Raw genomic sequence first — 23,038 nt, 5'->3', positions numbered from 1 at the left:
CCACTAAGACGAGGGCCAGGGATGGCGGTCACGACCGCAGGGCCGTTCACTTCCATCCCCGGCTCCGGCTGCCACACGCCCGAGGGCATATCGTCCGGCGATGTAAGAGGGGACGGGGCGACCCGTCCCCTGCTCGATGGCTGCGGAGTGGAGTCGGCGAGCCTCGTCGTGATCGGCGTGCCGTGTCGCTCCCCGGTCGGCAAGCACGAAACAGCCCTTGCCCCGGCTGGAGATGGTCAGAGCCTCTACGAAGCGGTCCCGAGGGCGAGCCAATGTGCCGCGTGGAACACGTAATCGCCGACCTGGAGAAGCGTGCTATTCATAGCGGGTGCGGCAGGCCACGATCTGGACGGTGTCGGTTTCGATGGCGTAGACAATGCGGTGCTCTATGGTGATGCGGCGTGACCAGAAGCCCGAGAGGCTCTGGCATAGGGGTTCGGGTTTGCCGATGCCCTCGTAGCCGTTGTGGCAGATGTCTTCGATCAGGCGGTTCAGCCGTTTGAGGGTGGCACGATCGTTCTGCTGCCACCACAAGTAGTCGTTCCACGCCTCTGGCGTGAAAAGAATCTTCACTCGGTGTCCTGGGCAGGGTCCTCGATGAGTTCGTGCGGCTGGGCTTGGCCGCTGCGCAGGCTTTCGATGGAGGCGGCCAGGTGACGGGCGTTGGCCGGGATGCCGAGGAGGAACGCCGTCTCCTTCAGCGACTCGTACTCGCGCAGGCTGATCACAACGGCGCGTACGTCGATTGCAATGTCCGCCTGGCTGCCCACCTGGCCCGACCGGCACTGCCTTCGTCGACTCCGCCACCTCCGGCCGGACATCAATCGGTGGAACTTGACCGGCCTGCTCGCCCAGCACGGGCTGGAGGAAGTGGCCAGGGCCACGCTCATCCGCGCATCCCGACGCCGGGGATACGTACTGGCTGTTCGCCGGCGCCGACATCGGACACGGGTCAGGGCTTCCCGATGTGCTCGGGTCGTACGCCCAACCCGATGAAGCGCCCCATCAGATGCCGCAGCGGCGGCAGCGCCTTGAAGGCGCTGAAGATCGGCGGCACGTGCGCGGCGGTGTCGTCCGCCGTCTTCTTCGGATACAGGTCGCGGAGGATGCGAACCTGGAAGGCCTGGGTCACTCTGACGGCCCGTTCCCTGCGTGCCTGCACTCTGGCGAGGGCGTCTTCGTCCGGGACGCCCGCCTGACGACGGAGGACGGGACCGAGCAGGTTGGCGGTGGCGACGGCGTCCTGCACGGCCAGGTTGATGCCGACGCCGCCCGCGGGCGACATGGCGTGGGCGGCGTCCCCGATGCAGAGTAACCCCGGCCGGTGCCACCGCGGCAGCCGGTCGACCCTGACGGTCAGCTGGTGGACGTGATCCCAGTCGTCGATCAGCCCGACACGATCGCGCAGGGCCGGCGCCAGGCCCGCCACCCGCTCGCGGAACGCGGGCAGCCCGGCCTCCTTGAGCTCCGCGAACGCCCCCGGCGGGATCGTGTAGGCGAGCTGCCAGTACTCGCCCCGGTCGATGGCGACCAGCGCGCCCTGGCCACGCTGGAAGAAGGGCATACGGTCGCCGTCGCGGCGAGGCAGGCGGAACCACAACACGTCCATGGGCGGCGAGCTCGCCGTGGACTCCAGTCCGGCCACGTCGCGGAGCGTGGAATGGCGGCCGTCGGCGGCGATCACCAGGTCGGCCCGTATGTCGAGCGGCCCGTCGGCGGTGGCCGCCCGGACACCGGTGACGCGCCCCTCCTCCATGATCAGTCCTGTCGCCCTGGTGCCGCGCAGCAGGCGGAAGGAGGGGTACGCGGCGGCCTTGCCGGCCAGGAAGTCCAGCACGTCCCACTGGGGCATGAAGGCGATGTACGGGCAGCGCACGCGCAGCCGGGTGAAATCGGCGAAGGTGACGTCCCGGCCGCCGATGCTCACGGTGACGTCGCGCATCCTGGTGTGCGGCAGCTTCAGGAACTCCTCGATCCAGCCCAGCTCGGCGATCAGCTCCAGCGTGGAGGGATGGACGGTGTCACCCCGGAAGTCCCGGAGGAAGTCGGCGTGCTTCTCCAGGACGATCACCTCGACGCCCTGGCGGGCCAGCAGCAGCCCGGCCATCATCCCGGCGGGGCCACCGCCGACCACACAACATCTCGTGCTCTCCGTACGCATGACGTCTCATCCTTCCTCGGGGAACAGCAGCTCGACCAGGCGTTCGACGTCGACCGGGGTGCCCGTCCTGCGGTTCACGGCCACGGTGGCGAGCAGGGTCTTGGCGGCGGTCGCGACGTCGTGGGGGCGCAACTCGCCGGCCGCGACGCGGGCGGCCAGGAAATCGCCGATCAGCCGCTGCCCTTCGGTCATCAGCTCGGCCAGCTCGGCGCGCGCCTGGGTGGCGCTGAAGAACACGGCCATGAGGTCGGCGTTGCCGGCGAGCAGGTGGTCGAACGCCTCCAGCAACTCGGTGAGCACCTGCCTGGCCGGCCGCGTGCCGTGGTCGGCGGTCAGGAGCTCGCGCAGCTGCGGCAGGAAGCCGCGCTCCGCCAGCAACGCCTGGACCAGGGCCTCCTTGCTGTCGAAGTAGCGATAGAGCAGGCCGGGCGTCACTCCTGCCGCCGCGGCGAGATCCTTGACCGACGCGCCGTCCACGCCTTTCCCGGCGAAAACCGTCAGCGCCGCGTCGAGCAACTGCTCGCGCCGCCATTCCGCCTGTTCCTTACGCGTTCTCGCCATGACTCCTCATTGAGTAAACGTTTATTCAATGTAGAGGAGATGAGGCCGGAGACGCAAGGAAAGCCTTGAGGTCAGGCGACCGTGGACAGGCCCGAGGAGTGCGCGAGGGCCGCCGCCTCGGTGCGGGTTCCCACGCCCAGCTTGTCCAGGATGTTCGCCACGTGGAACTTCACGGTGTGCTCGCTGATCAGCAGCTCCTCGGCGATCTGCCGGTTACGCAGTCCGCGCGCCAGCTGTTCGAGCACCTCCAGCTCGCGCGGCTTGAGCGCGGCCAGCGCGTCGCCCTGGCTCCCGTGTGCGGCCGGCGCGAGCGGCAGCACGGCGGTCACCGTGGTGCCCCATCCGGGAACGGAGTCCAGCGTCAGGCGCCCGCCCACGGCGGCGGCCAGCTCGGCCAGGCGGCGCACGGGCAGGGCGTCGACGGTGAGCACGCCGGGACCGTCGTCGCGAACCGTGACGAGCAGCTCCGCATCGGACAGCTCCCAGGTCGCCCGGATCCTGGTGAGGCCCTCGTACTCGAGCATGGTCACGATGGCGCCGCGGACCAGGGCCTGGGCCGCGCCCGCCAGATCGCCCGGGAGGGCGCGGTCGCGCTCGCGCGGGCCGACGAGTTCCAGCGACACCTCGCTGTAGCGGGTCAGCGGCGCGAGTTTGTCGGCCAGCCGGTCGAACGCCGTCCCGGCCGGCTCCTCGCTCAGTGACCGGTCGAGGTCGCCTGCGGCACGCAGCTCGATCAGCGCCGACACCGCCAGGTCGATGGCGGCCCGGCGGGCGGCGCCGTCGTCGAGCGAGCGGCTGCGCAACGCGCCGAGCAGCGCCTGGAGCGTGGCGGCGTGGGCCCCCGTGAGCTCGGCTATGGCGCGGGCGCGCTCGCCGGCGGCCACCCGGCTGCCGCTGAGGCCGGCGGGCGGGAGGTTCGCGGCCCGGTGCGACAGCTCCACGGCGACCAGATCCCACAGCCGCCGCACCAGATCGCGCACCGGGGCGGCAGGCTCGGTCCCTCCGGCCGTCACCACCACGAGCAGGGCGCCGGAGGCCCCGGGCGGGCGGGCCGCGACGGCCAGCGCCGGAAGCGGCCCGCCCGCGAGGCACAGCTCGCCGAACCACGGCTCGCCCACGTCGACGGCGCCGCCCACGCGGGCCAGCTCGGCGCTGGTGATCTTCTCGGTGAGCACGGGGTCGCCGTATGTCTTCATGGGATGCCGGGCGCAGTCGCCGGTGAGCATGGCCAGCGCCCGGTGCGGCAGGAACCCCGACAGCGCCTGGGACAAGGGCTCCAGCATGGCGCCGATCGGAGCTTGGAGGATCGAGGCGGCGGCGGCCAGAACGACACGCGGGTCGGGCAGGTCCATGAATCTCATGCTAGGTGCGCCTGGTCAGGCGGCGGCGCTGGCCGTTCGGGCGGCGAACACCGCCCGAACGGGCGGTGAGCCCGGCGGCCTGTGGCACCGAGGCTGTGGATATCCGACTTCTGAGAGGAGCTCCATCATGATCCTGCCCACCCGCGCCGGCGACCGTCCGCGCACCGGGCCCTCCGTACCCCACGTCCAGCTCAGCCAGAACAGCCCCGATGAGATCCGCGAGCAGCTGAAGCGCTGGATGACCGGCGGGCTGCCCGGCACCCGGATCAGGCCCAGCGAGATCTCCGAGCCCGGCGCCACCGCGTTCTTCCTGGAAGGAGGCACGCTGCCGCCGCGCGGGACGGTGCTCCTGCCGCCGCGACTCACCGCGGAGTTCGCCCACATCCACGTGGACGGCAGCCTGCACGTGTCCCTGTCACCGGACGATCAGGAGGAGCTCGTCGCCAAGGGCTGGGGCGAACGTCATCCGCTCTACTCGCCCGCCGTCAACGTGGTGATGGTGTACGGTCCCCGGACGGCGGACGAGCTGGAGGTCGCCAAGACCGTGGTCGCGGCCTCCTACCACTACGCGACCGGGAGGACGCTCGCCGCATATGCGTGATCCCGCTTAGGGGCGCAGCGGAAGCTCGTCGAGCACGGACTCGGCGAGCTGCGCGGCGCTGTGCTCGTAGCGGTGGGCCAGTGTGTGGAACAGCTTCTCCGCCCGGATGGCCGGCCAGTCGGCGGGCAGGTGCTCGGCCGGGAGGCGCGGGTCCTGGCGGACCAGTTGCAGCCAGTCGGTGTGCAGGAACAGCTGTCTGGCCAGGTCGTCGGTGGCGGACGGCAGCGGGTGCGCGGTGTCCCAGCGGTCGAGGAAGACCCGGTAGCGCTCGGCGATCTGGTCGGTGTCGAACGCCTTGCGGACCAGGTCGGCTGATTCGGTCGGCTTGTACGCCTGCGCCTGGAGCACCGTGACGTTGTCGCCGAGGCCGAGCGGGGCGAGCATCGACTCCACGTCCTTCACGCCGGGAGCGATCCAGAGCCCGCCCTGGAGCGGCCCGAATCCGGCCCAGATGAGCTGGGAACGCAGGTCGTGGCGGGTGCTGCGCTCATTGCCCGGTAGGGAGAAGCCGACCAGTGTCCAGGTGCCGTCCCAGTCGCGGTTGACCGCGCCGGTCTCCCAGACGTGCCGGCGCCCGTCGTCGAGCACGTCGGTGGCGTGCTCGGTGAGGCCGAAATAGACCTTCTTGCCCTGGCGGTGTCTGGTCAGCAGGTTGCGCTTGGCCATGCGGGTGAGCGTGGAGCGCACCGCCTCCTCCGAGACGCCCAGGCGGGCGAAGACGTCGATGACGCTGCCTGAGTAGACCGCGGTGCCGCGCCCCAGCACGTAGATGCCGAGAAAGCTGAACATCAGCGACTGCGGGCGCGCCGAAGGCGGCTGATGCGGCTGGTCCTGCTCGTCCTCGTCCTTCACAGGCATGAGCGTAGACGGAGCACAGATGTCGGGCAAACTCTTGACGCAGGTTGGAAATATGCCCAACGTAGAGGGCGTCTGGTTTGTGAGATCGATGTTGGGCAAAACTTTGACCTGAGTCACAAAAGTGCCCTACATTGACCGGCATCGATGGACTCCTGCGGTGTTTGGGGTGGAATAGATGGATTTGTCGGGCAAGGTGGCCGTGGTCACGGGGGCCGGTCGTGGGCTCGGCCGGGCGTACGCGGAGGCACTCGGCGCCGCCGGGGCGGCGGTCGTCGTCAACGACGTGGACGCTGAGGCAGCCGCCCAGGTGGTCGAGGCCGTCGTCGCGGCGGGCGGCAAGGCCGTGGCCGAGGTGGGCGCGGTCGGCGGGACCGAGGTCGCGCAGCGACTGGTGGACACCGCGGTCAAGGAGTTCGGCCGGCTCGACGTCATGGTGACCAACGCGGGCATCCTGCGGGACCGGGTCCTGTGGAAGATGTCCGACGAGGACTTCGACGCGGTCGTGGAGGTGCACCTGCGCGGCACGTTCACCTGCGCCCGCGCGGCCGCCGTACGCATGCGCGAGCAGGGCGACGGCGGCCGGCTGATCCTGATCTCCTCCCCGGCCGGGCAGCGCGGCAACTTCGGCCAGACCAACTACGCCGCCGCCAAGGCGGGCATCGTGGCGATGGCCCGCACCTGGGCCATGGAGCTGGGCCGGGCCAACATCACGGTCAACGCCGTCGTCCCGGTCGCGGCCACCGAGATGACCAAGACCATCCCCGTGTTCGCGCCGATCCTGGAGGAATCCGAGCGCACCGGTGACCCGCTGCCGGACTGGCTGCGCAAGGACGAGGGCCTCGGCACGGTCGAGGACGTGGCCGGGCTGATCGTCTACCTCGCCTCGGACGCCTCCGCCGGCGTCACCGGGCAGGCCGTCGGCATCGGCGGCGACAAGCTGGCCCTCTGGTCGCATCCCCAGGAGAAGGCCGTCGCCTACGCCGACGGCGGCTGGTCCGCCGACGCCATCGCCGCCTCGTGGGAGGCGGGTGTCGGGGCCGAGCCGGAGACGTACGGGATCCCCGCGCCGAAGGCGCCCACTTCATGAACGTCGACGAACTGGTCGCGATCGACGTCCACACGCATGCGGAGGTCTCCAAGGACGGGCACGGCTCGCTCAGCCCGGCGTTGTTCGGGGCGTCGGAGGAATACTTCGGCGCGCACGAGCAGCCGACCATCCCGCAGATGGCCGCCTATTACCGGGAGCGGCAGATGGCCGCGGTGGTGTTCACGGTGGACGCCGAGCACGCCACCGGCCATCCCCGCATCTCCAACGAGGAGATCGCCGAGAGCTGCGCCGAGCACGCCGACGTGCTCATCCCGTTCGCCAGTGTCGACCCGTGGAAGGGGCGGGCGGGCGCCCGCGAGGCGCGCCGGCTCGTCACCGAGTACGGGGTGCGCGGGTTCAAGTTCCACCCCAGCATCCAGGGGTTCGCCCCGAACGACCCGCTGGCCTACCCGCTGTACGAGGTGATCGAGGAGCTGGGTGCGATCGCCCTGTTCCACACCGGCCAGACCGGCATCGGCGCGGGCGTCCCGGGTGGCGGCGGAATCCGGCTCAAGTACTCCAACCCGATGCTGGTCGACGACGTCGCCGTGGACTTCCCGCACCTGAAGATCATCCTGGCGCACCCGTCGTTCCCTTGGCAGGACGAAGCGCTGGCGGTGGCCACGCACAAGCCGTCCGTGCACATCGATCTGTCCGGCTGGTCGCCGAAGTACTTCCCGCCGCAGCTCGTCCGGTACGCCAACACGCTGCTCAAGGACAAGGTGCTGTTCGGCTCCGACTACCCGGTGATCACCCCGGACCGCTGGCTGGCCGACTTGGCCAAGCTCGACATCAAGCCCGAGGTCCGCCCCAAGATCCTCAAAGACAACGCCGCGCGCCTGCTCGGCCTCACCCCCAAGGAGACGCAGTCATGACCACCGTCGCGAACGGTCTCGCCGAGCTGAAGGCGCTGGCCGGCCAGGACCTCGGCCACAGCGGCTGGCTGGAGATCACCCAGGAGCGGGTGAACACCTTCGCCGACGCCACCAACGACCACCAGTGGATCCACGTGGACCCGGAGCGGGCGAAGGACGGGCCGTTCGGCGGCACGATCGCGCACGGCTACCTGACCCTCGCCCTGCTCATCCCCTTGTTCAACGAGCTGCTCGACATCCAGGGCATGAAGATGAGCATCAACTACGGCCTGGACAAGGTTCGCTTCCCGAGCCCCGTCAAGGTCGGCAGCAAGATCCGCCTCGCCGGCAAGGTCGCCGAGGTCGAGGACGTCCCCGGCGACGGCGTCCAGATGTTGCTCGACTTCACCGTGGAGATCGACGGCGCGGCCAAGCCCGCGTGCGTCGCCCGTGCCGTCTACCGGCACTACGCCTGATCCCCCCTTCCAGATGTGAAGGAGCCCCCCACTCATGTCCAACCCCGTCCAGCTGCGCCGCGCGGTGGCCTCGAGCTTCCTCGGCAGCGTCATCGAGTACTACGACTTCCTCCTGTACGCCACGGCCTCGGCCGTCGTGTTCAACAAGGTCTTCTTCTCCAACCTCGACCCGCTGATCGCCACAGTGGCCAGCCTGGGCACGTTCGCCACCGGGTATCTGGCCAGGCCGATCGGCGGCGTCGTCTTCGGCCACTTCGGCGACCGGCTCGGCCGCAAGCGCATGCTGGTGATCACCATGGTGCTGATGGGCGTGGCCAGCTTCCTCATCGGGGTGCTGCCCACGTACGAGCAGGCCGGGGTGCTCGCCCCGATCGCGCTCGTCCTGCTCAGGATCGTGCAGGGAGTCGCGGTCGGCGGCGAGTGGGGCGGTGCGGTGCTGATGTCGGCCGAGCACGCCACCGCCCGCCGCGGCCTGTGGGCCAGCTTCACCAATGCCGGGGCGCCGTTCGGCATGGTGTTGTCGACGGGCGCGCTGACCGGCACCGCCGCCGTGGTGGGCAACGAGGCCTTCCTGGCGTGGGGGTGGCGGGTCCCGTTCCTGATCAGCATCGTCCTGCTCGCGATCGGCCTGTTCGTCCGGACGCGGGTGGAGGAGACCCCGGTGTTCAGCGCCGCCGTCAAGGAGAGCGCCTCCAGGGTGCCGCTGCTGGACGTGCTGCGCGGCCAGCCCAGGACGCTGCTGCTCGGCGTCGGCGTGGGGCTGGCGGCGTTCGTGGCGCAGGGCACGCTCACCACCTTCCTCATCGCGTACGGCGTCGGTGCCGGTTTCGAGCGGCAGGCCGTGCTGAACGGGCTGACGCTCTCCTCGGCGCTGGCCGTGCTCGGCATCCTCGGCTGGTCGGCCCTGTCGGACCGGGTCGGGCGCCGACCGGTCGTCATCACCGGCGCGCTGATCATGGCGGTGTTCGCGTTCGCCCTGTTCCCGCTGGTGAACACCGGCAGCGTCGCCCTGCTCACGGTCGCGCTCGTCTTCGGCCAGGCCATCGTGCACCCGATGATGTACGGCCCGCTGGCCGCGCTCTACACCGAGCTGTTCAGCACTCGCACCCGCTACACCGGCGCGTCCCTCGGATACCAGCTGGCCGGGCTCGGGGCCGGGCTGGCGCCTGTGGTGTTCGCCCAGATCCAGGCCGGCGGCGGCGGGACCCTCGTGGTGTCCATCGTCATCGCCGCCGCGTGCCTCCTGGCCGTGGCCTGCACGCTGGCGCTCAAGGAAACCAGCCGCGGCGACCTGGCCGAGGAGCCGATCCCCGCCAGCGCCTCCAAGACCGTCGCCTCCTGACAGGAAAGACACGCTCATGCACAACTCCGGGATCGGCGGCTGGCCGGCGCGGCGGGCCATGATGACGCCGGACCGCACGGCCTTCGTCTACGAGGACCGCTCGCTGACCTACGCCGAGGTCCACGAGCGGGTGACGAGGCTGGCGCATCGGCTGCGGGACAGCGGCGTGCGGGCCGGGGACCGGGTCGCCTACCTGGGCCCGAACCACGTCGCGTTCGCCGAGACCATGTTCGCCACGCACATGCTCGGCGGGATCTTCGTCCCGCTGAACTTCAGGCTCGCGGCACCGGAGATCGACTACATGCTGGGGCACTCCGGCGCGAAGGTGCTGATCCACGCGCCGCAGTGCGCCGGCGTGGTGGAGGCGCTCACCGGCACGCCGGATCTGGACGAGATCATCCCGCTCGAGGCCTACGAGGACTGGCTGGCGCAGGGAGGCCGAACGGAGCTCGCGCCGATCGATGTGCCGGTGGCGCAGGACGACATCGCGCTCATCCTCTACACGTCGGGCACCACCGGGCGCCCCAAGGGCGCCATGCTCAGCCACGCCAACCTGATCTGGAACACCTACAACATGTTCGTCGGGGTGGACGTGGCCAGTGACGAGACGACGCTGGTCAGCGCCCCGCTGTTCCACGTCGCGGCGCTGAACCAGACGCTGCTGCCGACCTTCGCCAAGGGCGCCCGCTCGGTGATCATGCCGTCGTGGGACGTGGACGCGTGTTACGACCTGATCGAGAAGTTCGGCGTGACGTGGATGTTCGGGGTCACCACGATGTTCGCCGCGTTCGCCGCCTCGCCGCGCTGGGCCGGTGCGGATCTGTCCTCGCTGCGCACCCTGATGTCCGGGGGTGCGTCGATCCCGCCCGCGCTGATCCGCACCTACCAGGAGCGGGGGCTGGTGTTCTGCCAGGGGTACGGGATGACCGAGACCTCGCCGGGGGCGACGTTCCTGGAGGCGAGCGAGAGCGAACGCAAGGCCGGCTCGGCCGGCGTGCCCGTCCTCTTCGCCGATGTCCGCGTCGTCCGGCCCGACCTCAGCGACGCTCCGCCCGGCGAACCCGGCGAGGTCCTCATCCAGGGTCCGAACGTCACCCCCGGCTACTGGAACGACGCCGGGGCCACCGCCGCGGCCTTCGCCGAGGGCGGCTGGTTCCGCTCCGGCGACGTCGCCTACCGCGACGAGGAGGGCCACCTGTACATCGTGGACCGCGTCAAGGACATGTACATCTCCGGCGGTGAGAACGTCTACCCGGCCGAGGTGGAGGCGGCCCTCTTCGAACATCCCGCGGTGGCCGAGGCGGCGGTGGTCGGCGTACCGGACGTGACGTGGGGGGAGACCGGGCGCGCCTTCGTGGTCGCCCGTCCCGGCCAGGCCGTCACGGGGGAGGAGCTGCAGGAATTCCTGCGAACCCGGCTGGCCAAGTACAAGATCCCGCGGTACGTCACGTTCGTGGAGGACCTGCCGAAGACCGGCTCGGGCAAGATCCAGAAGCTCAAGCTCCGGAACCTGTCCGCGCCGGCCGTCAGTGCGGCGGCAGGTCGGACAGCGCCGTCCGGCAGCGGTTGAGGTAGACCTCCAGGTCGCGGCGCTGCCGGGCGGTGAGTCCGGCGAGCATGCGCCCCTCCAGGGCCTCCATCGCCTCGTCGTGGGCCGCGAGCAGTTCGTGGCCCGCGTCGGTGAGGCTGATCAGCAGGACGCGGCGGTTGTCCGGGTCGCGGCGGCGGACGATGAGGCCGCGCCGCTCCAGTGCGGTGATCATGTCGGCCATGGACTGGGCGGTGACGAAGGAGTTGCGGGCGAGCTGGGCCGAGCTGAGCCCGTCCCGGCGGCGCAGCACGGTGAGCGCGGTGTACTGCAGCGCGGTGATGCCGGTCGGCTTGAGCAGCTCGTCCATGTGGGAGCGCGCGGCGAGCTCGACCTGCTTCACGACGTACAGCAGCGACGGGCGCGAGGTGGCGCTCTCCACGGCTCCGTCGCTGCCGGTGGTGCTTGTCACGTGCGCTCCTTTGCTCTGGACAGTCAGGTTTCCTGAGTATCTCAGCCCTCTTGCATTCTTCGCCATATAAGCGTAATTATCAGGAAACCTGTTGGTTGAACAGGTCGGGACCAGGACGGTGCGGCGTGCGACCGCACCGGGAAGCGAGCGGGTCATGACGGATTCCGTGAGCCGGCCGCACATCGAGCCGGGCAAGTTGTTCATCGGCGGCGAGTGGGCCGAGGCGGTCGCCAAGGGCCGGAGGGACATCATCGACCCGTCCACGGGACAGGTGATCACCACCGTGGCCGAGGCCGACGCCGCCGACGTGGACGCGGCCGTCGCCGCCGGGCGCAAGGCGTTCGGCGCGTGGTCGCAGACGTCCGGCCGCGAGCGGGCACGCATCCTGCACCGCGTCGCCGACATCATCCGGCGGCGCGAGGACGAGCTCGTCGCGGTCGAGAGCGTCGACGTCGGCAAGCCGGTCAGCTTGTGCCGCGCCGTCGACGTGGCCACGGCCGCCGAGATCTACGAGTACTACTCCGGGCTCGCGCAGACCATCCAAGGAGCGACCCGGCACATCCCGATCCCGTCGCACGCCTACACGCGCCGCGAGCCGATCGGCGTGGTCGGCGCGATCACCCCGTTCAACTTCCCGCTGATCCTCAGCAGCTCCAAGATCGCCCCGGCGCTGGCCGCGGGCAACGTCGTGGTGCACAAGCCCGCCGAGGACACCCCGCTCAGCGCCCTGCTGATGGCCGAGATCCTGGCCGAGGCCGGGGTTCCGGACGGCGTGCTCAACGTGGTCACCGGCGGCGGCGCGGTGGCCGGCGAGGCGCTGCTGCGCCACCCCGGCATCGACAAGATCGCCTTCACCGGCTCCACCAAGATCGGCCGGTACGCGGCCGCCACGGCCGGCGAAGGGCTCAAGCCCGTCACGATGGAGCTGGGCGGCAACGCGGCGCAGATCGTGTTCGAGGACGCCGACCTGGACAAGGCGATCGGCTCGGCCATCAAGGCGTTCGTCTTCAACACCGGCCAGTTCTGCATGGGCGGCCCGCGCCTGCTCGTCCACCGCTCCCTGTACGACACCGTCCTGGAGATCCTGGCCGGCGCCGTCGCCGGCGTGCCGGTCGGCGACCCCTTCGACCCGGCCACCGTCGTCGGCCCCATGGCCGCCGAACGGCATCTCGCCAAGGTCGAGGAGTACGTGCGGATCGCCAAGGAGCAGGGCGGCCGGATCGTCACCGGAGGCGAGCGGCTGGAGGCCGGCGGCGGCTACTACTACAAGCCGACCGTCATCGCCGGCCTCAGCGACGATTCCCGCGTCGTGCAGGAGGAGATCTTCGGGCCGGTCCTGACCGTCCAGCCGTTCGACACCGAGGACGAGGCCGTGGCCATGGCCAACGGCACCCCGTACGGGCTCGCGGCCGGCCTGCAGACCACCGACCTGGCCCGCGCGCACCGGGTGGCGGCGCGGCTGGAGGCCGGCATCGTGTGGGTGAACGACTGGGCGATGCTCGACCCGGCGATCCCGTTCGGCGGCGTCAAGCAGTCCGGCTACGGGCGGGAGTACGGCCCTGAGGTGCTGGAGTCGTACACCAAGGTCAAGTCCGTCGTCATCGCCCTGTGAGAGGTAAGCCATGACCACCACCACGTCAGCAGCCGTCGTCGAGTCCGCCGGCGCGGGCTTCCAGCTGAGCGAAGTAGAACTGACCGACCCGCGCCCGGACGAGGTGCTGGTCCGCATGGTCGCCGCCGGGATCTGCCACACCGACCTGGGCGTCGCCGCCGGCGGCCTGCCGTTCCCGCTGCCCGGAGTCCTCGGCCACGAGGGCGCGGGCGTCGTGGAGGCGGTCGGCTCCGCGGTGACCCGGGTCAGCCCCGGCGATCACGTGCTGCTCTCCTTCACCTCGTGCGGCAGGTGCGCCAACTGCCGTGACGGGCACCCCGCCTACTGCGCGGCCTGGCTGCCGCTGAACCTGCTCGGCGGTGCCCGCGCGGACGGCTCACCCACCGTGACCAGGGACGGCGCGGCGCTCGGCGGGCACTTCTTCGGCCAGTCCTCCTTCGCCAGGCACGCCCTGGTCGACGAGCGCAGCCTGGTCAAGCTGCCCGCCGACGCGCCGCTCGACCTGCTGGCGCCGCTCGGCTGCGGCGTGCAGACCGGCGCCGGGGCGGTATGGAATGTCCTGCGCCCCCGCCCCGGCGCCTCCCTCGTCGTGACCGGTGCGGGCGCGGTCGGCCTGTCTGCCGTCATGGCGGCCCGGCTCACCCCGGCCACCCGCATCATCGCGGTCGACCGGGTGCCGGCCCGGCTGGAGCTGGCCCGCGAGCTCGGCGCCACCCACACCGTCGACACCACCACGGCCGACCTGGCCGAGGCGATCGGCGAGATCACCGGCGGCCAGGGCGCCGACGGCGTCGTCGAGACGACGGGCAACGTGGGCGTCGCCGGCGCCGCCGTCGGCGTGCTCGCCGCCCGGGGCACCGCGGTGCTGGTCGGCGCCCCGCCGTTCGGCTCGTCGATCCCCGTGGACGTCAACTACATGTTGCCGGGCCGCACAGTGGTGGGCCTGACGCTGGGCGACAGCGAGACGGAGTCGCTGATCCCGGTGCTGGCCGAGCTGGTGGCCGCCGGGCGGCTGCCGATCGACCGGCTGATCAGGCACTACAAGTTCGAGGAGATCCAGAGCGCGATCGGCGACATCGTCTCCGGCGCGACGATCAAGCCGGTGCTGCGGTTCTGACCACATTCGTTTTCCGGCATCCGGGAAGTGCGGTTCCGCGCCCTGCGTGACCGACGTCACCATCGTTCCACTGAGAAGGAGTCGCCCATGTCAAGCATCCCCCGCGACCAGTGGTACGTCGCCGCGTACGGGCGCGAGATCGCCCACGAGCTGTTCAGCCGCACCATCTGCGGTGAGTCGATCCTGTTCTGGCGGACCCGCGCCGGGACCGTCACCGCCATGTCGGACCGCTGCGTGCACCGCCGGTTCCCGCTGTCCCAGGCGCCGAGCCGGCTGCTCGACGACCAGGTGGTGTGCGGCTACCACGGATTCACCTACGGCGCCGACGGCGGCTGCGTGGCCGTGCCCGGCCAGACCCGGGTGCCGCGGACCGCGCGGCTGAAGAGCTACCCGGTCGTCGAGCAGGACTCGTTCGTGTGGGTTTGGATCGGCGACCCGGCCAAGGCCGACGCCACCCGCATCCCGCGGGCGCCCTGGCTGGACTCGCCGGACTACACCACCGTCTCCGGGATGGAGCCGCTGAAGGCCCGGTTCGGGCTGCTGGTGGACAACCTGCTCGACCTGTCGCACGAGACGTACCTGCACGGCGGCTACATCGGCACCCCCGAGGTGGCCGCCACCCCGATCACGACCGAGGTGGACGAGGAGGCCGGGATCGTCTACGTCAGCCGGCACATGGACGACGCCGAGTGCCCGCCGTTCTACGCCAAGTCCACCGGGCTCACCGGGCGGATCATGCGCTGGCAGGACATCGAGTACACCCCGCCGTGCCTGTACAAGCTGCACTCGCGCATCGCGCCGCTCGGGGTGCTGCCGAACGCCGACGGGAGCGACCCGGACGCCTTCCACGTCGAGGTCGTGTACGCCATCACGCCCGAGACCGAGCACACCACGCACGACTTCTGGGCCGTGGCCCGTGACTTCGCCCTCGACGACCAGGGCGTGTCGGACTTCCTGGCCGAGAACAACCGGACCGTGGTGCTGCAGGACGTCGTCGCGCTGGACGTGCTGGAGCAGGTGATCGCCACCGAGGCCGAGGGTTACCAGGAGCTGTCGATCAACATCGACACCGGCGGGCTGGCGGCGCGGCGCATGCTGGCCAAGCTGGTTGCCGGGCAGAGCGCGGGCAGCCGGGTGTGACGGGCATGGAACCGACGCGCATGCTTCCCGGCCGCGAGGTGCTGCGTGTGGTGTGGCTGCCCGGCAGCGACCTGCTGCAGGGCACCTGCCACTGCGGCGCCACGCACCTCGCCGAGGGCCCGATCGAGGTGTGGGAGTGGCTGCTCGCCCACCCGGTCGGCCACACCGCGGACACCCATCCCGGCCCGGCATCCGTCCCGGGCCCAGCGACGGCTCCCGGTCGGGCGGCCCTTTCCGGTGCGGGAGCGGCGCTATGACGGGCGTCGAAAGCACGGGTGGCGCGATGGCCGGCGCCGGAGTCGCTGGCCGGGCCGTGACCGGCCGCCCCGTGACGGGCGGCCCGATGACCGGTGCCGGGAGCACGAGTGGTGCGATGGCCGGTGTCGAGGTCGCCGGCCAGGCCGTAAGCGGTGCCGAGGCTGCGGGTCGTGCCGTCGCCGGTGGCGGTTCTGAGTCGGGAGCCGAGCTGAAGCTCGTCGTGCACGCCCGCCAGCAGGTCGCCGATGGGGTGGTCGCGCTGGACCTGCGCGACCCCGCCGGTGGCGAGCTGCCCGCGTGGGCGCCGGGCGCGCACATCGACCTGGTCCTCGCCGGCGACCTCGTCCGCCAGTACTCGCTCTGCGGCGACCCTGCCGACCGCACCACATGGCGGATCGCGGTTCTCCGCGAGCCGGACGGCCGGGGCGGGTCGGCCCACGTGCACGACGAGCTCCACCCGGGGGCGACCATCCTGGCGCGCGGCCCGCGCAACAACTTCCCGATCCACCCTGCCCCCCGCTACTTGTTCATCGCGGGCGGCATCGGGATCACCCCCATCCTCCCCATGCTCACCGCCGCGCGGGACGCCCAATGGCGGCTGGCCTACGGCGGACGCACGGCCGCGTCGATGGCGTTCGCGAGCGAGCTGCGCGCCGCCCACGGCGACCGGGTGCTCCTATGGCCGCAGGACGAGCACGGCCTGCTCGACCTCGACGCCCTGCTGGCGGAGGAGCCGCAGGACACCCTCGTCTACTGCTGCGGCCCCGCCCCGCTCCTGCAGGCCGTCGAGGAGCGCTGCGCGAACCGCCCGCTGCACGTGGAGCGCTTCACCCCCAAGGACGCGGGCGACCCGATCATGACCGGGTCGTTCGAGGTCGAGCTGGCCACCTCTGGTCTCACCCTGACGGTCCCGCCGGACCGGTCGATCCTGGAGGTCGTGGAGGAGGCAGGCGTACAAGTCCTGACCTCGTGCCGGGAGGGCACCTGCGGCACCTGCGAGACGCCCGTCCTCGAGGGCGTCGTGGACCACCGCGACTCGCTCCTCACGCCCGAAGAGGAGGCGGCGAACGACGTCATGTTCATCTGCGTCTCCCGCGCCGCCTGCCCCAAGCTGGTCCTCGAGCTCTGACCATGGAGCCGCCGATGCCGTCAGCCGTCGCCCGGACCGGGCCGGTCGTGGCGCGCGCCCTGCAGATCCTCGGCGCGTTCACGCCCGACCGGCGCTCGCTGACGCTCAGCGACCTGTCCCGGCACTCGGGGCTGCCGGTGTCCACCGTGCACCGGCTGGCGGCGGAGCTCGTGGCCTGGGGTGCGCTGGAACGGGACCCGGCCGGCTGTTACCACATCGGCCTGCGGCTGTGGGAGATCGGCTCGCTCGCCCCGCGCGGCCTCGGCCTGCGCGAGGCGGCGCTGCCGTACCTGGAGGACCTGTCGCAGGTGACCCGCGAGAACGTGCAGCTCGCGGTACGCGAAGGCACCGAGGTCGTGTTCGTGGAACGGATCGCGGGCAGCGGAGCGGTGCCGGTGCTGACGAGGGTAGGCGACCGCTTCGCGCTCACGGCAACCGGCGTCGGCCTGGTCCTGCTCGCGTACGCACCCTCCGACGTGCAGGAACTCGTCCTGGCCTGCCCGATCCAGCGCTACACGGAACGCACCATGACCGACCCGCGCCAGGTGCGTGCCGCGCTCGCCGACACCCGCGCCCGCGGCTACGCCGTCAGCGACCGCCAGGTCACCATGGACGCGCTGTCGGTCGCGGCCCCGATCCACGACTCCGAGGGCGAGGTCGTCGCCGCCGTGTCCCTGGTCGTCCACCACGGCACCGCCTCGACGCAGGCGCTCGCCCACCTCGTCCGCACCAGCGCCCGCGCCATCTCCCGCGCCCTGCCGCCGTTCGCGGCCGGGCGGTGACGAGCCCCGGATCAGAGGGCGAGGCCGAGATCGGCGATGAAGCGGGCGAGGCCGACACGTTTGCGGAACAGGTCCTGCAGGCCGTCGGTGACCGGTTCGCCGAGGCGCTCCACGGGGATGGCCGTAAAGGCGCTGCGCAGCACCAGCGTGGTGACGTACCCGGCGGCGACGTGATCGCCGGCGACTCCTTCGTCCGCCAGGCCCCGTGTGTACGCCTCCTGGATCGTCCGATGGATCACCGGCAGCTCTCCGGGTTCGGTGGCCCCCAGATGGGCCAGGCCGACGAGCAGCTGGCCGAGGTCGAAACCGATCGGCACGGGATCCTGCCACCCCCAGTCGATGGCCACGAACTCGCCGGGTGCGTCCACGGGCACCATCAGGTTCTGCGGGCTGGCGTCGCCGTGGGCCATCGTGTGAGGCAGGGACGCGGCGGCTGCGAGGAGCGCGGGAATATGGCGGGCCAAGGCGTCCAGATCCATCTGGAGCAGCGGGTCGGCGTGCGAGGCGACGAGGGGATGCCGCCAGACGGCGGGCTCGAGCAGGGCGGGCACCGCATGGTTCATGATCCGCTTGGTGACGTAGATCCGTAGCGCCGTGTCGGTCTGCGGCCCGCCGGCCGGTCGCAGGCCGGCGAGCCGGCCCAAGCCCCGTGCCGCGCCTGCGTACCTCGTCAGGTCCCATTCGCCGGGCGCGGGGCGCACGTCCTCCAGCCACAGGTCGAGACGGTCGTCCCCGAGGTCCTCCACGAGGAACAGGCGGGGCAGCCGCAGCCCGGCCGGCATCGGGAGGCCTGCGGTGTAGACGTCGGCCTCGGTACGCCACGGGAACTCGCCGATGAACTCCGTACGGAAAGGCTCGGGGACGGAGTCGATGTGCGGCCAGTGCCGGGCGGAATGGATGGATTTGACGACGAAGGACCACGGACGGCCGCAGGTGGTGGTGCCGCTGACCCGGCGCAGCCCGCCGCTGGACGGTGTGCCGGCCGCGTGATCCATCGTCTCCACCCGGACGGAGGCCACCTCTGCACGCTCATCGTCCAGATATTTCCGTACAAGCGGGGTGATCGCGGTCATGGGCACCACGGTGTCGTGCTCCGCACGATCCCGGGTAGAGCATGGCCTACTCAAATCTTCCCCCGTACCATCCCCATGTGCGCTCCTCGTGGCCTTTCGCCGGCCGGGAAACCCAGCTCGCGGCCATCCGATCGGCACTGGAATCCGGAGGCGCCGTCGTGGCCGGGCCGGCCGGCGCGGGCAAGAGCCGCCTGGCGGCCGAGGCGCTGCGCGACACCGGCGGCGTGGCCTGGATCATGGCCACGGCCGCGGCCTCGGAGGTCCCGCTGGGCGCGATGGCACATCTGCTGCCCGACCAGCCGCCCAGCGGCAACGTGATCCGCTGGGCCGCCGACGTCCTGCGGCGCGAGCACCAGGTGCTCATGGTGGACGACGCCCACCTGCTGGATCCGGTGTCGGCCGCGCTGGTGCACCACATGGTGGCCGGTGGCCGGGCACGCGTGCTGGCGACGACGCGCAGCGGCGAGCGGGCGCCCGACGCGGTGACGGCGCTGTGGAAGGACGACCTGCTGCCGCGCCTGGATCTGGCCCCGATGACGCTCAAGGAGACGGGGCTCGTCCTGGCCGGAGCGCTGGGCGGGCAGGTGGAGGCCCCGACGGTCAGGCGCCTGTGGCGGGCGAGCGACGGCAACGCGTTGTTCCTGCGTGAGCTCGTGCTGGCCGGTGAGGCGGGCGGCGTGCTCGCCGAGCGGCACGGGGTGTGGCACTGGGTGGGGGAGATCCCGGTGACGATGCGGCTGCGCGAGCTGATCGAGGGCCGGATCGGCGACGTCGACGCCGGTGAACGGGCGGCGCTCGAACTGGTCGCCCACGGTGAGCCGCTGGCCGCGGACGTGCTGACCACGCTGGTCCCGTCGGCGACGCTGGGGCGGCTGGAGGATCGTCAGCTCGTGACCGTGTCCAGGGAGCGGATGACGGTACGGCTCGCGCACCCCCTCTACAGCGAGGTGATCCGGGCCGGGTGCGGCACGTTGCGCACCCGTGAAGTGCTGCGGAGTCTGGCCGACGCGGTCGAGGAGGCCGAGGGCCGCGGCGGCGAGGACGTGCTCCGAGTCGCGCTCTGGCGGCTCGACAGCGGGACGGCCGGCGACCCTGCCTTGCTCGTCGAGGCCTGCCAGGTCGCGCGGAGCGTACGCGCGCTCGACCTGGCCGCCAGACTCGGGCGGGCCGCGCTGGCGGCCGGAGGAGGGCTCGCGGCGGTCACCGCGCTGGCCGCCGTGCTCAACTACGCCGACCGGTACGAAGAGTCGGAGGCGGTCCTGCGTGAGGTGGCGGGCGAGCCGCTCGACGACATGACGCGTGCCGAGCTGATGTCCGTGCACGGGCTCAACCTCTTCTGGGGCTTCGGCCGGGAGGCCGAGGCGCGGGCCGCGCTGACGGACGCGTACGACACGATGACCGAGCCGGAGTCGCGCCAGGGCGTCCTGGTGATCAGAACCTCCTTCGAGCAGGCGATGGGCATGTTCGACGAGGTCAGGGCGACGGTGGAGCAGATCCGCCGGATAGGCCCCCTCAGCACCCGGCTCGAGATCGGCCTGGGGTCGCTGGATGCGCGCCTCCTCATCCACGAGGGACGGGTTCGCCGGGCCATGGGCCGCGCCGGCGAAGGGCTCGACGCCGTCGACGCGCAGCCGGCGGGGCTGCCGGCACTCACGGCCGCCCTGGCGGACGCCGGCGTCGTCGCCGCCGTGGCGGCAGGGGATCTGGTGGCGGCGCGCAGGTTCGCCGACGCCGGATACCGCATCGGCGAGGATTATGTGGGCTGGGACCGCGCACTGGTCTTGTTCGGCACGTTACGCGCCTGGGTGTGCAGGCTCCAGGGCCGGCCTGCCGAGGCCGTCCGGCTGTGCAGGCAGGCGGCGGTGCGGCTACGAGGCCGGACGCCGCAGGGCGCGTTGTGCCTGGCCGAGCTGGCTCACGCGTACGCCCTGACCGGGGACGTGGCCGCGGCGCGGGCCGCCATGGAGCTGGCCGGGGAGCTGGGCCGGCGCATCGGCTACCAGGTCGAGTTCGCCTTCCGGTCGGCCCGGACGTGGATGCTCGCCGCCGCCGGTGACGTGGCCGGAGCGGTCGAGGCGGCGCTCGAAGCCGCCGACGCGGCGGACGGGCTGCCGGGTTACGAGCTGCACGCCCTGCACGACGCCGTCCGGCTCGGTGCCGTGGACCGGGCCGCGGAGCGGCTCACCCGGCTGGCCGCGACGGTCGAAGGCGACCTGGCCCCGCTGTTCGCCCGGCACGCGGGTGCCACGGATGATCCCCAGGAGCTGGAGGCGGTGTCGCTCGCCTTCGAAGGGCTCGGCATGCTGCTGCACGCGGCGGAGGCAGCCGCCCAGTCGGCGGCGGCGTACGGGCGGCAAGGGTTGGTGCGGCAGCAGCGAGCCGCGGAGACCCGCGCTTGGAAGCTGGCCCGCCGCTGCGCAGGCGCGCGTACTCCGGTGTTGACAGGCCTGGCCACGCCGGAGCTGACCCCCAGGCAGCGGCAGATCGCCCATTTGGCCGCGTCCGGGATGAGCAACCAGGACATCGCCGACCAGCTGGTGCTCTCCCGGCGGACCGTCGCCAACACGCTGGTCCAGGTGTACGAGCGGACCGGCCTGAGCAACCGGACGGAGCTCGCCGAGCTGCTGTTCACCCTCTGACGGACTGTTTGATCGGCGAAAGAGATCGGATCTCCTCCTGGCCATACCGAAACGGAGGGTTTACGATCCGGAAATAGGTCCGATGTATCCGGCTGCAGGAGCCCTCATGCCGACCGCCACGCCGTTACGTCTGTGCGCCGCACTCCTCTTGACCCTCTGTCTCCTCCCCGCCCTGCCTGCCCGGGCCGCCGACCAGAGCTGGAGGGTCTCCGGCCTCCCGGGTGGCCCGGCGGCCGAACTCGCACTAGACCCCGGGGCGGGCACGCTCACCCTGGCCGCCGAGCGCCACGGCGCCCGGGTCCTGGAGCCCAGCCCGGTCGGCCTCGTCACCGAGCGGGCCGACCTGTCCCAAGGGCTGCGCTTCATGCACGACAGCGAACGCGTGGTGACCGAGCACTACACCACCACCGTCGGCAAGCGGCTCAAGCGGTCGGCGCTCATGCGGGAGGCCACGTTCGCCTTCGAGAATGCCGCCGGCGCCCGGCTCGACCTGGTCGTCAGGGTCGCCAGGGACGGCGTCGCCTACCGGTATCAGTGGCCGGGCGACCACGGGCCGGTCCTGCGCGAGACGTCCGCGTTCACCCTCCGTCCGGACGCCACCGCCTGGCTGGCCCGGCACCGCCGCGACTATGAGAACCCCTTCGTCCAGTACACGGCGCTGAGCGCGCCCGCGGCCGACTTCATGGTGCCCGCCCTGTTCGAGACCGGCGGCGGCCACCTCCTGATCACCGAGTCGGCCCTGGGCGGGGGTTACTCGGGGCCGCGGCTGACGCACGAGGAGGGCAGCGGCACGTACCGGCTGCAGCTGTGGGACCAGCAGGTCCAGGCTGCGGGGGAGACTCCTTGGCGGGTGCTGGTCATCGGGGACCTGGCCACGGTCACCGAGTCCACGCTGGTCGACGACCTCGCTCCCGACTCCGAGGTGCGCGACACCTCGTGGATCCGGCCCGGCCAGGTGCTCTGGACGTGGCTGGCGGGCGGCAGGGAGGCCGGGCAGAGCCTGGAGATCCAGAAGGGGTACGTCGACTACGCCGCCCAGCGCGGCTGGCCCTACGTGGCGGTGGACGCAGGCTGGTACTTCCTGCGGGACCAGTGGGACGTCACCGACCCCGACTGGCCGGCGACCAGCTGGATGCCGCAACTCGTCGAGTACGGCCGCGGCAAGGGCGTGGAGATCCTGGTCTGGGTGCACTTCCGCGACCTGGACACCCCCGAGGAACGCGACCTGTGGCTGCCCACGCTGAACCGCTGGGGCGTGCGCGGCGTCAAGATCGATTTCATGGACGCCGAGTCGCAGGAGCGGCTGCGCTGGTATGACGAGATCCTGCCCGCCACCGCCGCGAACCGTCTCCTGGTCAACTTCCACGGCTCGACCGTCCCCAAAGGCATCCACCGCACCTGGCCGCACGTGATGACCATGGAAGGCGTGCACGGCGGCGAGAAGCGCACGCTCACCACCGCGCACCTGACCACCCTGCCCTTCACCAGGAACGTGATCGGCTCCATGGACTACACGCCGATGGCCTTCCACCGGCCGAGCCGGCCCACGTCCGACGCGCACGAGCTGGGGCTGGCGGTGACGTACGAGTCCGGCCTGCAGAACCTGGCCGGCACCGTCGAGTCCTACCAGACCAGGCCCGAGGCCGAACGGTTCCTCGAGCAGGTGCCCACCGCCTGGGACGAGACGCGGCTGCTGTCCGGCCGCCCGGCCGACCACGTGGTGCTGGCCCGGCGCAGCGGCGACCGGTGGTTCATAGGGGCCGGCGTGTCCGGCGCGGCCCGCACGCTGGACGTCCCGCTGAGCATGCTGCACGGCCGGTGGCTGGTCGAGGTCGTCCGCGACGGCACGAACGGCCTGGTACGCGAGAGCCACGTGATCGACGGGCCGCGCGACCGGCTGAGCGTGGCGGTGCCCGCCGAGGGCGGCTACGCGGCGATCGCCTGCCGCCGGCACGCCGCGATCACCACGTGCGACCGATAGACCTCC

22 protein-coding genes are annotated in these 23,038 nt (G+C 71.5%); 14 read left to right on the top strand and 8 right to left on the bottom strand.

Annotated features, from left to right (window positions below; all coding sequences use genetic code 11):
• Nucleotides 1–315: 315 nt before the first annotated feature.
• The 5 genes from OHA25_RS50325 to OHA25_RS50305 form a co-directional block, all read right to left on the bottom strand.
• Nucleotides 316–573: a Txe/YoeB family addiction module toxin gene (locus tag OHA25_RS50325; RefSeq protein WP_327583946.1), complete on the bottom strand. Its 258-nt coding sequence runs from the start codon at nucleotides 571–573 to the stop codon at nucleotides 316–318.
• Nucleotides 570–890: a type II toxin-antitoxin system Phd/YefM family antitoxin gene (locus OHA25_RS50320; protein WP_327583945.1), complete on the bottom strand. Its 321-nt coding sequence runs from the start codon at nucleotides 888–890 to the stop codon at nucleotides 570–572. The genes OHA25_RS50325 and OHA25_RS50320 overlap by 4 nt, the downstream gene beginning before the upstream one ends.
• A gap of 62 nt (nucleotides 891–952) precedes the next feature.
• Nucleotides 953–2,161: an FAD-dependent oxidoreductase gene (locus tag OHA25_RS50315; protein WP_327583944.1), complete on the bottom strand. Its 1,209-nt coding sequence runs from the start codon at nucleotides 2,159–2,161 to the stop codon at nucleotides 953–955.
• A gap of 6 nt (nucleotides 2,162–2,167) precedes the next feature.
• The gene (locus OHA25_RS50310; RefSeq protein ID WP_327583943.1) at nucleotides 2,168–2,722 is read right to left on the bottom strand and encodes a TetR/AcrR family transcriptional regulator; all 555 of its coding nucleotides are present in this window, start codon (nucleotides 2,720–2,722) and stop codon (nucleotides 2,168–2,170) included.
• Nucleotides 2,723–2,793: 71 nt separating this feature from the next.
• Nucleotides 2,794–4,074: a LuxR C-terminal-related transcriptional regulator gene (locus OHA25_RS50305; protein WP_327583942.1), complete on the bottom strand. Its 1,281-nt coding sequence runs from the start codon at nucleotides 4,072–4,074 to the stop codon at nucleotides 2,794–2,796.
• A gap of 136 nt (nucleotides 4,075–4,210) precedes the next feature.
• Between OHA25_RS50305 and OHA25_RS50300 the strand changes: the two genes are divergently transcribed.
• Nucleotides 4,211–4,684: a luciferase domain-containing protein gene (locus OHA25_RS50300; RefSeq protein ID WP_327583941.1), complete on the top strand. Its 474-nt coding sequence runs from the start codon at nucleotides 4,211–4,213 to the stop codon at nucleotides 4,682–4,684.
• Between the two features lie 6 nt (nucleotides 4,685–4,690).
• On the opposite strand, the gene OHA25_RS50295 is transcribed toward OHA25_RS50300, so the two are convergent.
• The gene (locus OHA25_RS50295; RefSeq protein ID WP_327583940.1) at nucleotides 4,691–5,536 is read right to left on the bottom strand and encodes a PaaX family transcriptional regulator; all 846 of its coding nucleotides are present in this window, start codon (nucleotides 5,534–5,536) and stop codon (nucleotides 4,691–4,693) included.
• A gap of 181 nt (nucleotides 5,537–5,717) precedes the next feature.
• On the opposite strand from OHA25_RS50295, the gene OHA25_RS50290 reads away from it, so the two are divergent.
• Genes OHA25_RS50290 through OHA25_RS50270 form a run of 5 tightly spaced genes read left to right on the top strand, consistent with a single transcriptional unit; the run spans nucleotide 5,718 to nucleotide 10,871 of the window.
• Complete coding sequence (locus OHA25_RS50290) at nucleotides 5,718–6,629, top strand: SDR family oxidoreductase (protein ID WP_327583939.1); 912 nt, start codon at nucleotides 5,718–5,720, stop codon at nucleotides 6,627–6,629.
• A complete protein-coding gene (locus OHA25_RS50285; RefSeq protein WP_327583938.1) occupies nucleotides 6,626–7,504 on the top strand; it encodes an amidohydrolase family protein in 879 nt (292 codons plus the stop codon). Before OHA25_RS50290 ends, OHA25_RS50285 begins: the two co-directional genes overlap by 4 nt.
• Nucleotides 7,501–7,959, top strand: coding sequence for a MaoC family dehydratase (locus tag OHA25_RS50280; protein WP_305915899.1), 459 nt, complete (start codon nucleotides 7,501–7,503; stop codon nucleotides 7,957–7,959). The genes OHA25_RS50285 and OHA25_RS50280 overlap by 4 nt, the downstream gene beginning before the upstream one ends.
• A gap of 34 nt (nucleotides 7,960–7,993) precedes the next feature.
• Nucleotides 7,994–9,301, top strand: a complete 1,308-nt coding sequence (locus tag OHA25_RS50275; protein WP_327583937.1) for an MFS transporter — start codon at nucleotides 7,994–7,996, stop codon at nucleotides 9,299–9,301.
• A 16-nt stretch (nucleotides 9,302–9,317) separates the two neighbouring features.
• Nucleotides 9,318–10,871, top strand: a complete 1,554-nt coding sequence (locus OHA25_RS50270) for an acyl-CoA synthetase (RefSeq protein WP_327583936.1) — start codon at nucleotides 9,318–9,320, stop codon at nucleotides 10,869–10,871.
• On the opposite strand, the gene OHA25_RS50265 is transcribed toward OHA25_RS50270, so the two are convergent.
• Nucleotides 10,828–11,301, bottom strand: coding sequence for a MarR family winged helix-turn-helix transcriptional regulator (locus tag OHA25_RS50265; protein WP_305915902.1), 474 nt, complete (start codon nucleotides 11,299–11,301; stop codon nucleotides 10,828–10,830). The two genes, OHA25_RS50270 and OHA25_RS50265, sit on opposite strands and share 44 nt — an antisense overlap.
• Nucleotides 11,302–11,455: 154 nt before the next feature.
• Between OHA25_RS50265 and OHA25_RS50260 the strand changes: the two genes are divergently transcribed.
• From OHA25_RS50260 to OHA25_RS50235, 6 genes are all read left to right on the top strand, one after another.
• Nucleotides 11,456–12,913 (top strand): aldehyde dehydrogenase family protein, encoded by a 1,458-nt coding sequence (locus tag OHA25_RS50260; protein WP_327583935.1) that lies wholly within the window; start codon nucleotides 11,456–11,458, stop codon nucleotides 12,911–12,913.
• Between the two features lie 10 nt (nucleotides 12,914–12,923).
• Nucleotides 12,924–14,030, top strand: coding sequence for an NAD(P)-dependent alcohol dehydrogenase (locus tag OHA25_RS50255; protein ID WP_327583934.1), 1,107 nt, complete (start codon nucleotides 12,924–12,926; stop codon nucleotides 14,028–14,030).
• Between the two features lie 87 nt (nucleotides 14,031–14,117).
• The gene (locus tag OHA25_RS50250) at nucleotides 14,118–15,170 is read left to right on the top strand and encodes an aromatic ring-hydroxylating dioxygenase subunit alpha (RefSeq protein WP_327583933.1); all 1,053 of its coding nucleotides are present in this window, start codon (nucleotides 14,118–14,120) and stop codon (nucleotides 15,168–15,170) included.
• Between the two features lie 5 nt (nucleotides 15,171–15,175).
• Nucleotides 15,176–15,427, top strand: a complete 252-nt coding sequence (locus tag OHA25_RS50245) for a hypothetical protein (RefSeq protein WP_327583932.1) — start codon at nucleotides 15,176–15,178, stop codon at nucleotides 15,425–15,427.
• Nucleotides 15,424–16,557 (top strand): PDR/VanB family oxidoreductase, encoded by a 1,134-nt coding sequence (locus OHA25_RS50240; protein WP_327583931.1) that lies wholly within the window; start codon nucleotides 15,424–15,426, stop codon nucleotides 16,555–16,557. The genes OHA25_RS50245 and OHA25_RS50240 overlap by 4 nt, the downstream gene beginning before the upstream one ends.
• 14 nt (nucleotides 16,558–16,571) lie before the next feature.
• Nucleotides 16,572–17,339: an IclR family transcriptional regulator gene (locus tag OHA25_RS50235; protein WP_327583930.1), complete on the top strand. Its 768-nt coding sequence runs from the start codon at nucleotides 16,572–16,574 to the stop codon at nucleotides 17,337–17,339.
• Nucleotides 17,340–17,350: 11 nt separating this feature from the next.
• Here the strand turns inward: OHA25_RS50235 and OHA25_RS50230 are convergent, their stop codons facing one another.
• Nucleotides 17,351–18,412, bottom strand: coding sequence for a phosphotransferase (locus OHA25_RS50230; RefSeq protein WP_327583929.1), 1,062 nt, complete (start codon nucleotides 18,410–18,412; stop codon nucleotides 17,351–17,353).
• A gap of 77 nt (nucleotides 18,413–18,489) precedes the next feature.
• Here OHA25_RS50230 and OHA25_RS50225 point away from each other — a divergent pair, with 77 nt between their 5' ends.
• Together OHA25_RS50225 and OHA25_RS50220 are read left to right on the top strand one after the other, a co-directional pair.
• Nucleotides 18,490–21,051 carry a helix-turn-helix transcriptional regulator gene (locus OHA25_RS50225; protein WP_327583928.1) on the top strand — a complete coding sequence of 854 codons (2,562 nt, stop codon included), beginning with the start codon at nucleotides 18,490–18,492 and terminating at the stop codon, nucleotides 21,049–21,051.
• A gap of 106 nt (nucleotides 21,052–21,157) precedes the next feature.
• Nucleotides 21,158–23,032: a glycoside hydrolase family 97 protein gene (locus tag OHA25_RS50220; RefSeq protein WP_327583927.1), complete on the top strand. Its 1,875-nt coding sequence runs from the start codon at nucleotides 21,158–21,160 to the stop codon at nucleotides 23,030–23,032.
• The last annotated feature ends 6 nt before the right edge of the window (nucleotides 23,033–23,038 follow it).

This window comes from Nonomuraea sp. NBC_00507 (genome assembly GCF_036013525.1).
Taxonomy (GTDB): Bacteria; Actinomycetota; Actinomycetes; order Streptosporangiales; family Streptosporangiaceae; genus Nonomuraea.
The sequence above is the reverse complement of the archived record's forward strand: the minus strand, read 5'-3'. Positions and strand labels throughout refer to the sequence as shown.

Coding starts and splice junctions, on each gene's coding strand:
- OHA25_RS50285 (WP_327583938.1), top strand. CDS start 6,626: ATGAACGTCGACGAACTGGTCGCGATCGACGTCCACACGCATGCGGAG.
- OHA25_RS50305 (WP_327583942.1), bottom strand. CDS start 4,074: ATGGACCTGCCCGACCCGCGTGTCGTTCTGGCCGCCGCCGCCTCGATC.
- OHA25_RS50320 (WP_327583945.1), bottom strand. CDS start 890: ATGAGCGTGGCCCTGGCCACTTCCTCCAGCCCGTGCTGGGCGAGCAGG.
- OHA25_RS50280 (WP_305915899.1), top strand. CDS start 7,501: ATGACCACCGTCGCGAACGGTCTCGCCGAGCTGAAGGCGCTGGCCGGC.
- OHA25_RS50245 (WP_327583932.1), top strand. CDS start 15,176: ATGGAACCGACGCGCATGCTTCCCGGCCGCGAGGTGCTGCGTGTGGTG.
- OHA25_RS50290 (WP_327583939.1), top strand. CDS start 5,718: ATGGATTTGTCGGGCAAGGTGGCCGTGGTCACGGGGGCCGGTCGTGGG.
- OHA25_RS50220 (WP_327583927.1), top strand. CDS start 21,158: ATGCCGACCGCCACGCCGTTACGTCTGTGCGCCGCACTCCTCTTGACC.
- OHA25_RS50275 (WP_327583937.1), top strand. CDS start 7,994: ATGTCCAACCCCGTCCAGCTGCGCCGCGCGGTGGCCTCGAGCTTCCTC.
- OHA25_RS50240 (WP_327583931.1), top strand. CDS start 15,424: ATGACGGGCGTCGAAAGCACGGGTGGCGCGATGGCCGGCGCCGGAGTC.
- OHA25_RS50260 (WP_327583935.1), top strand. CDS start 11,456: ATGACGGATTCCGTGAGCCGGCCGCACATCGAGCCGGGCAAGTTGTTC.
- OHA25_RS50300 (WP_327583941.1), top strand. CDS start 4,211: ATGATCCTGCCCACCCGCGCCGGCGACCGTCCGCGCACCGGGCCCTCC.
- OHA25_RS50270 (WP_327583936.1), top strand. CDS start 9,318: ATGCACAACTCCGGGATCGGCGGCTGGCCGGCGCGGCGGGCCATGATG.
- OHA25_RS50250 (WP_327583933.1), top strand. CDS start 14,118: ATGTCAAGCATCCCCCGCGACCAGTGGTACGTCGCCGCGTACGGGCGC.
- OHA25_RS50255 (WP_327583934.1), top strand. CDS start 12,924: ATGACCACCACCACGTCAGCAGCCGTCGTCGAGTCCGCCGGCGCGGGC.
- OHA25_RS50235 (WP_327583930.1), top strand. CDS start 16,572: ATGCCGTCAGCCGTCGCCCGGACCGGGCCGGTCGTGGCGCGCGCCCTG.
- OHA25_RS50230 (WP_327583929.1), bottom strand. CDS start 18,412: ATGACCGCGATCACCCCGCTTGTACGGAAATATCTGGACGATGAGCGT.
- OHA25_RS50315 (WP_327583944.1), bottom strand. CDS start 2,161: ATGCGTACGGAGAGCACGAGATGTTGTGTGGTCGGCGGTGGCCCCGCC.
- OHA25_RS50310 (WP_327583943.1), bottom strand. CDS start 2,722: ATGGCGAGAACGCGTAAGGAACAGGCGGAATGGCGGCGCGAGCAGTTG.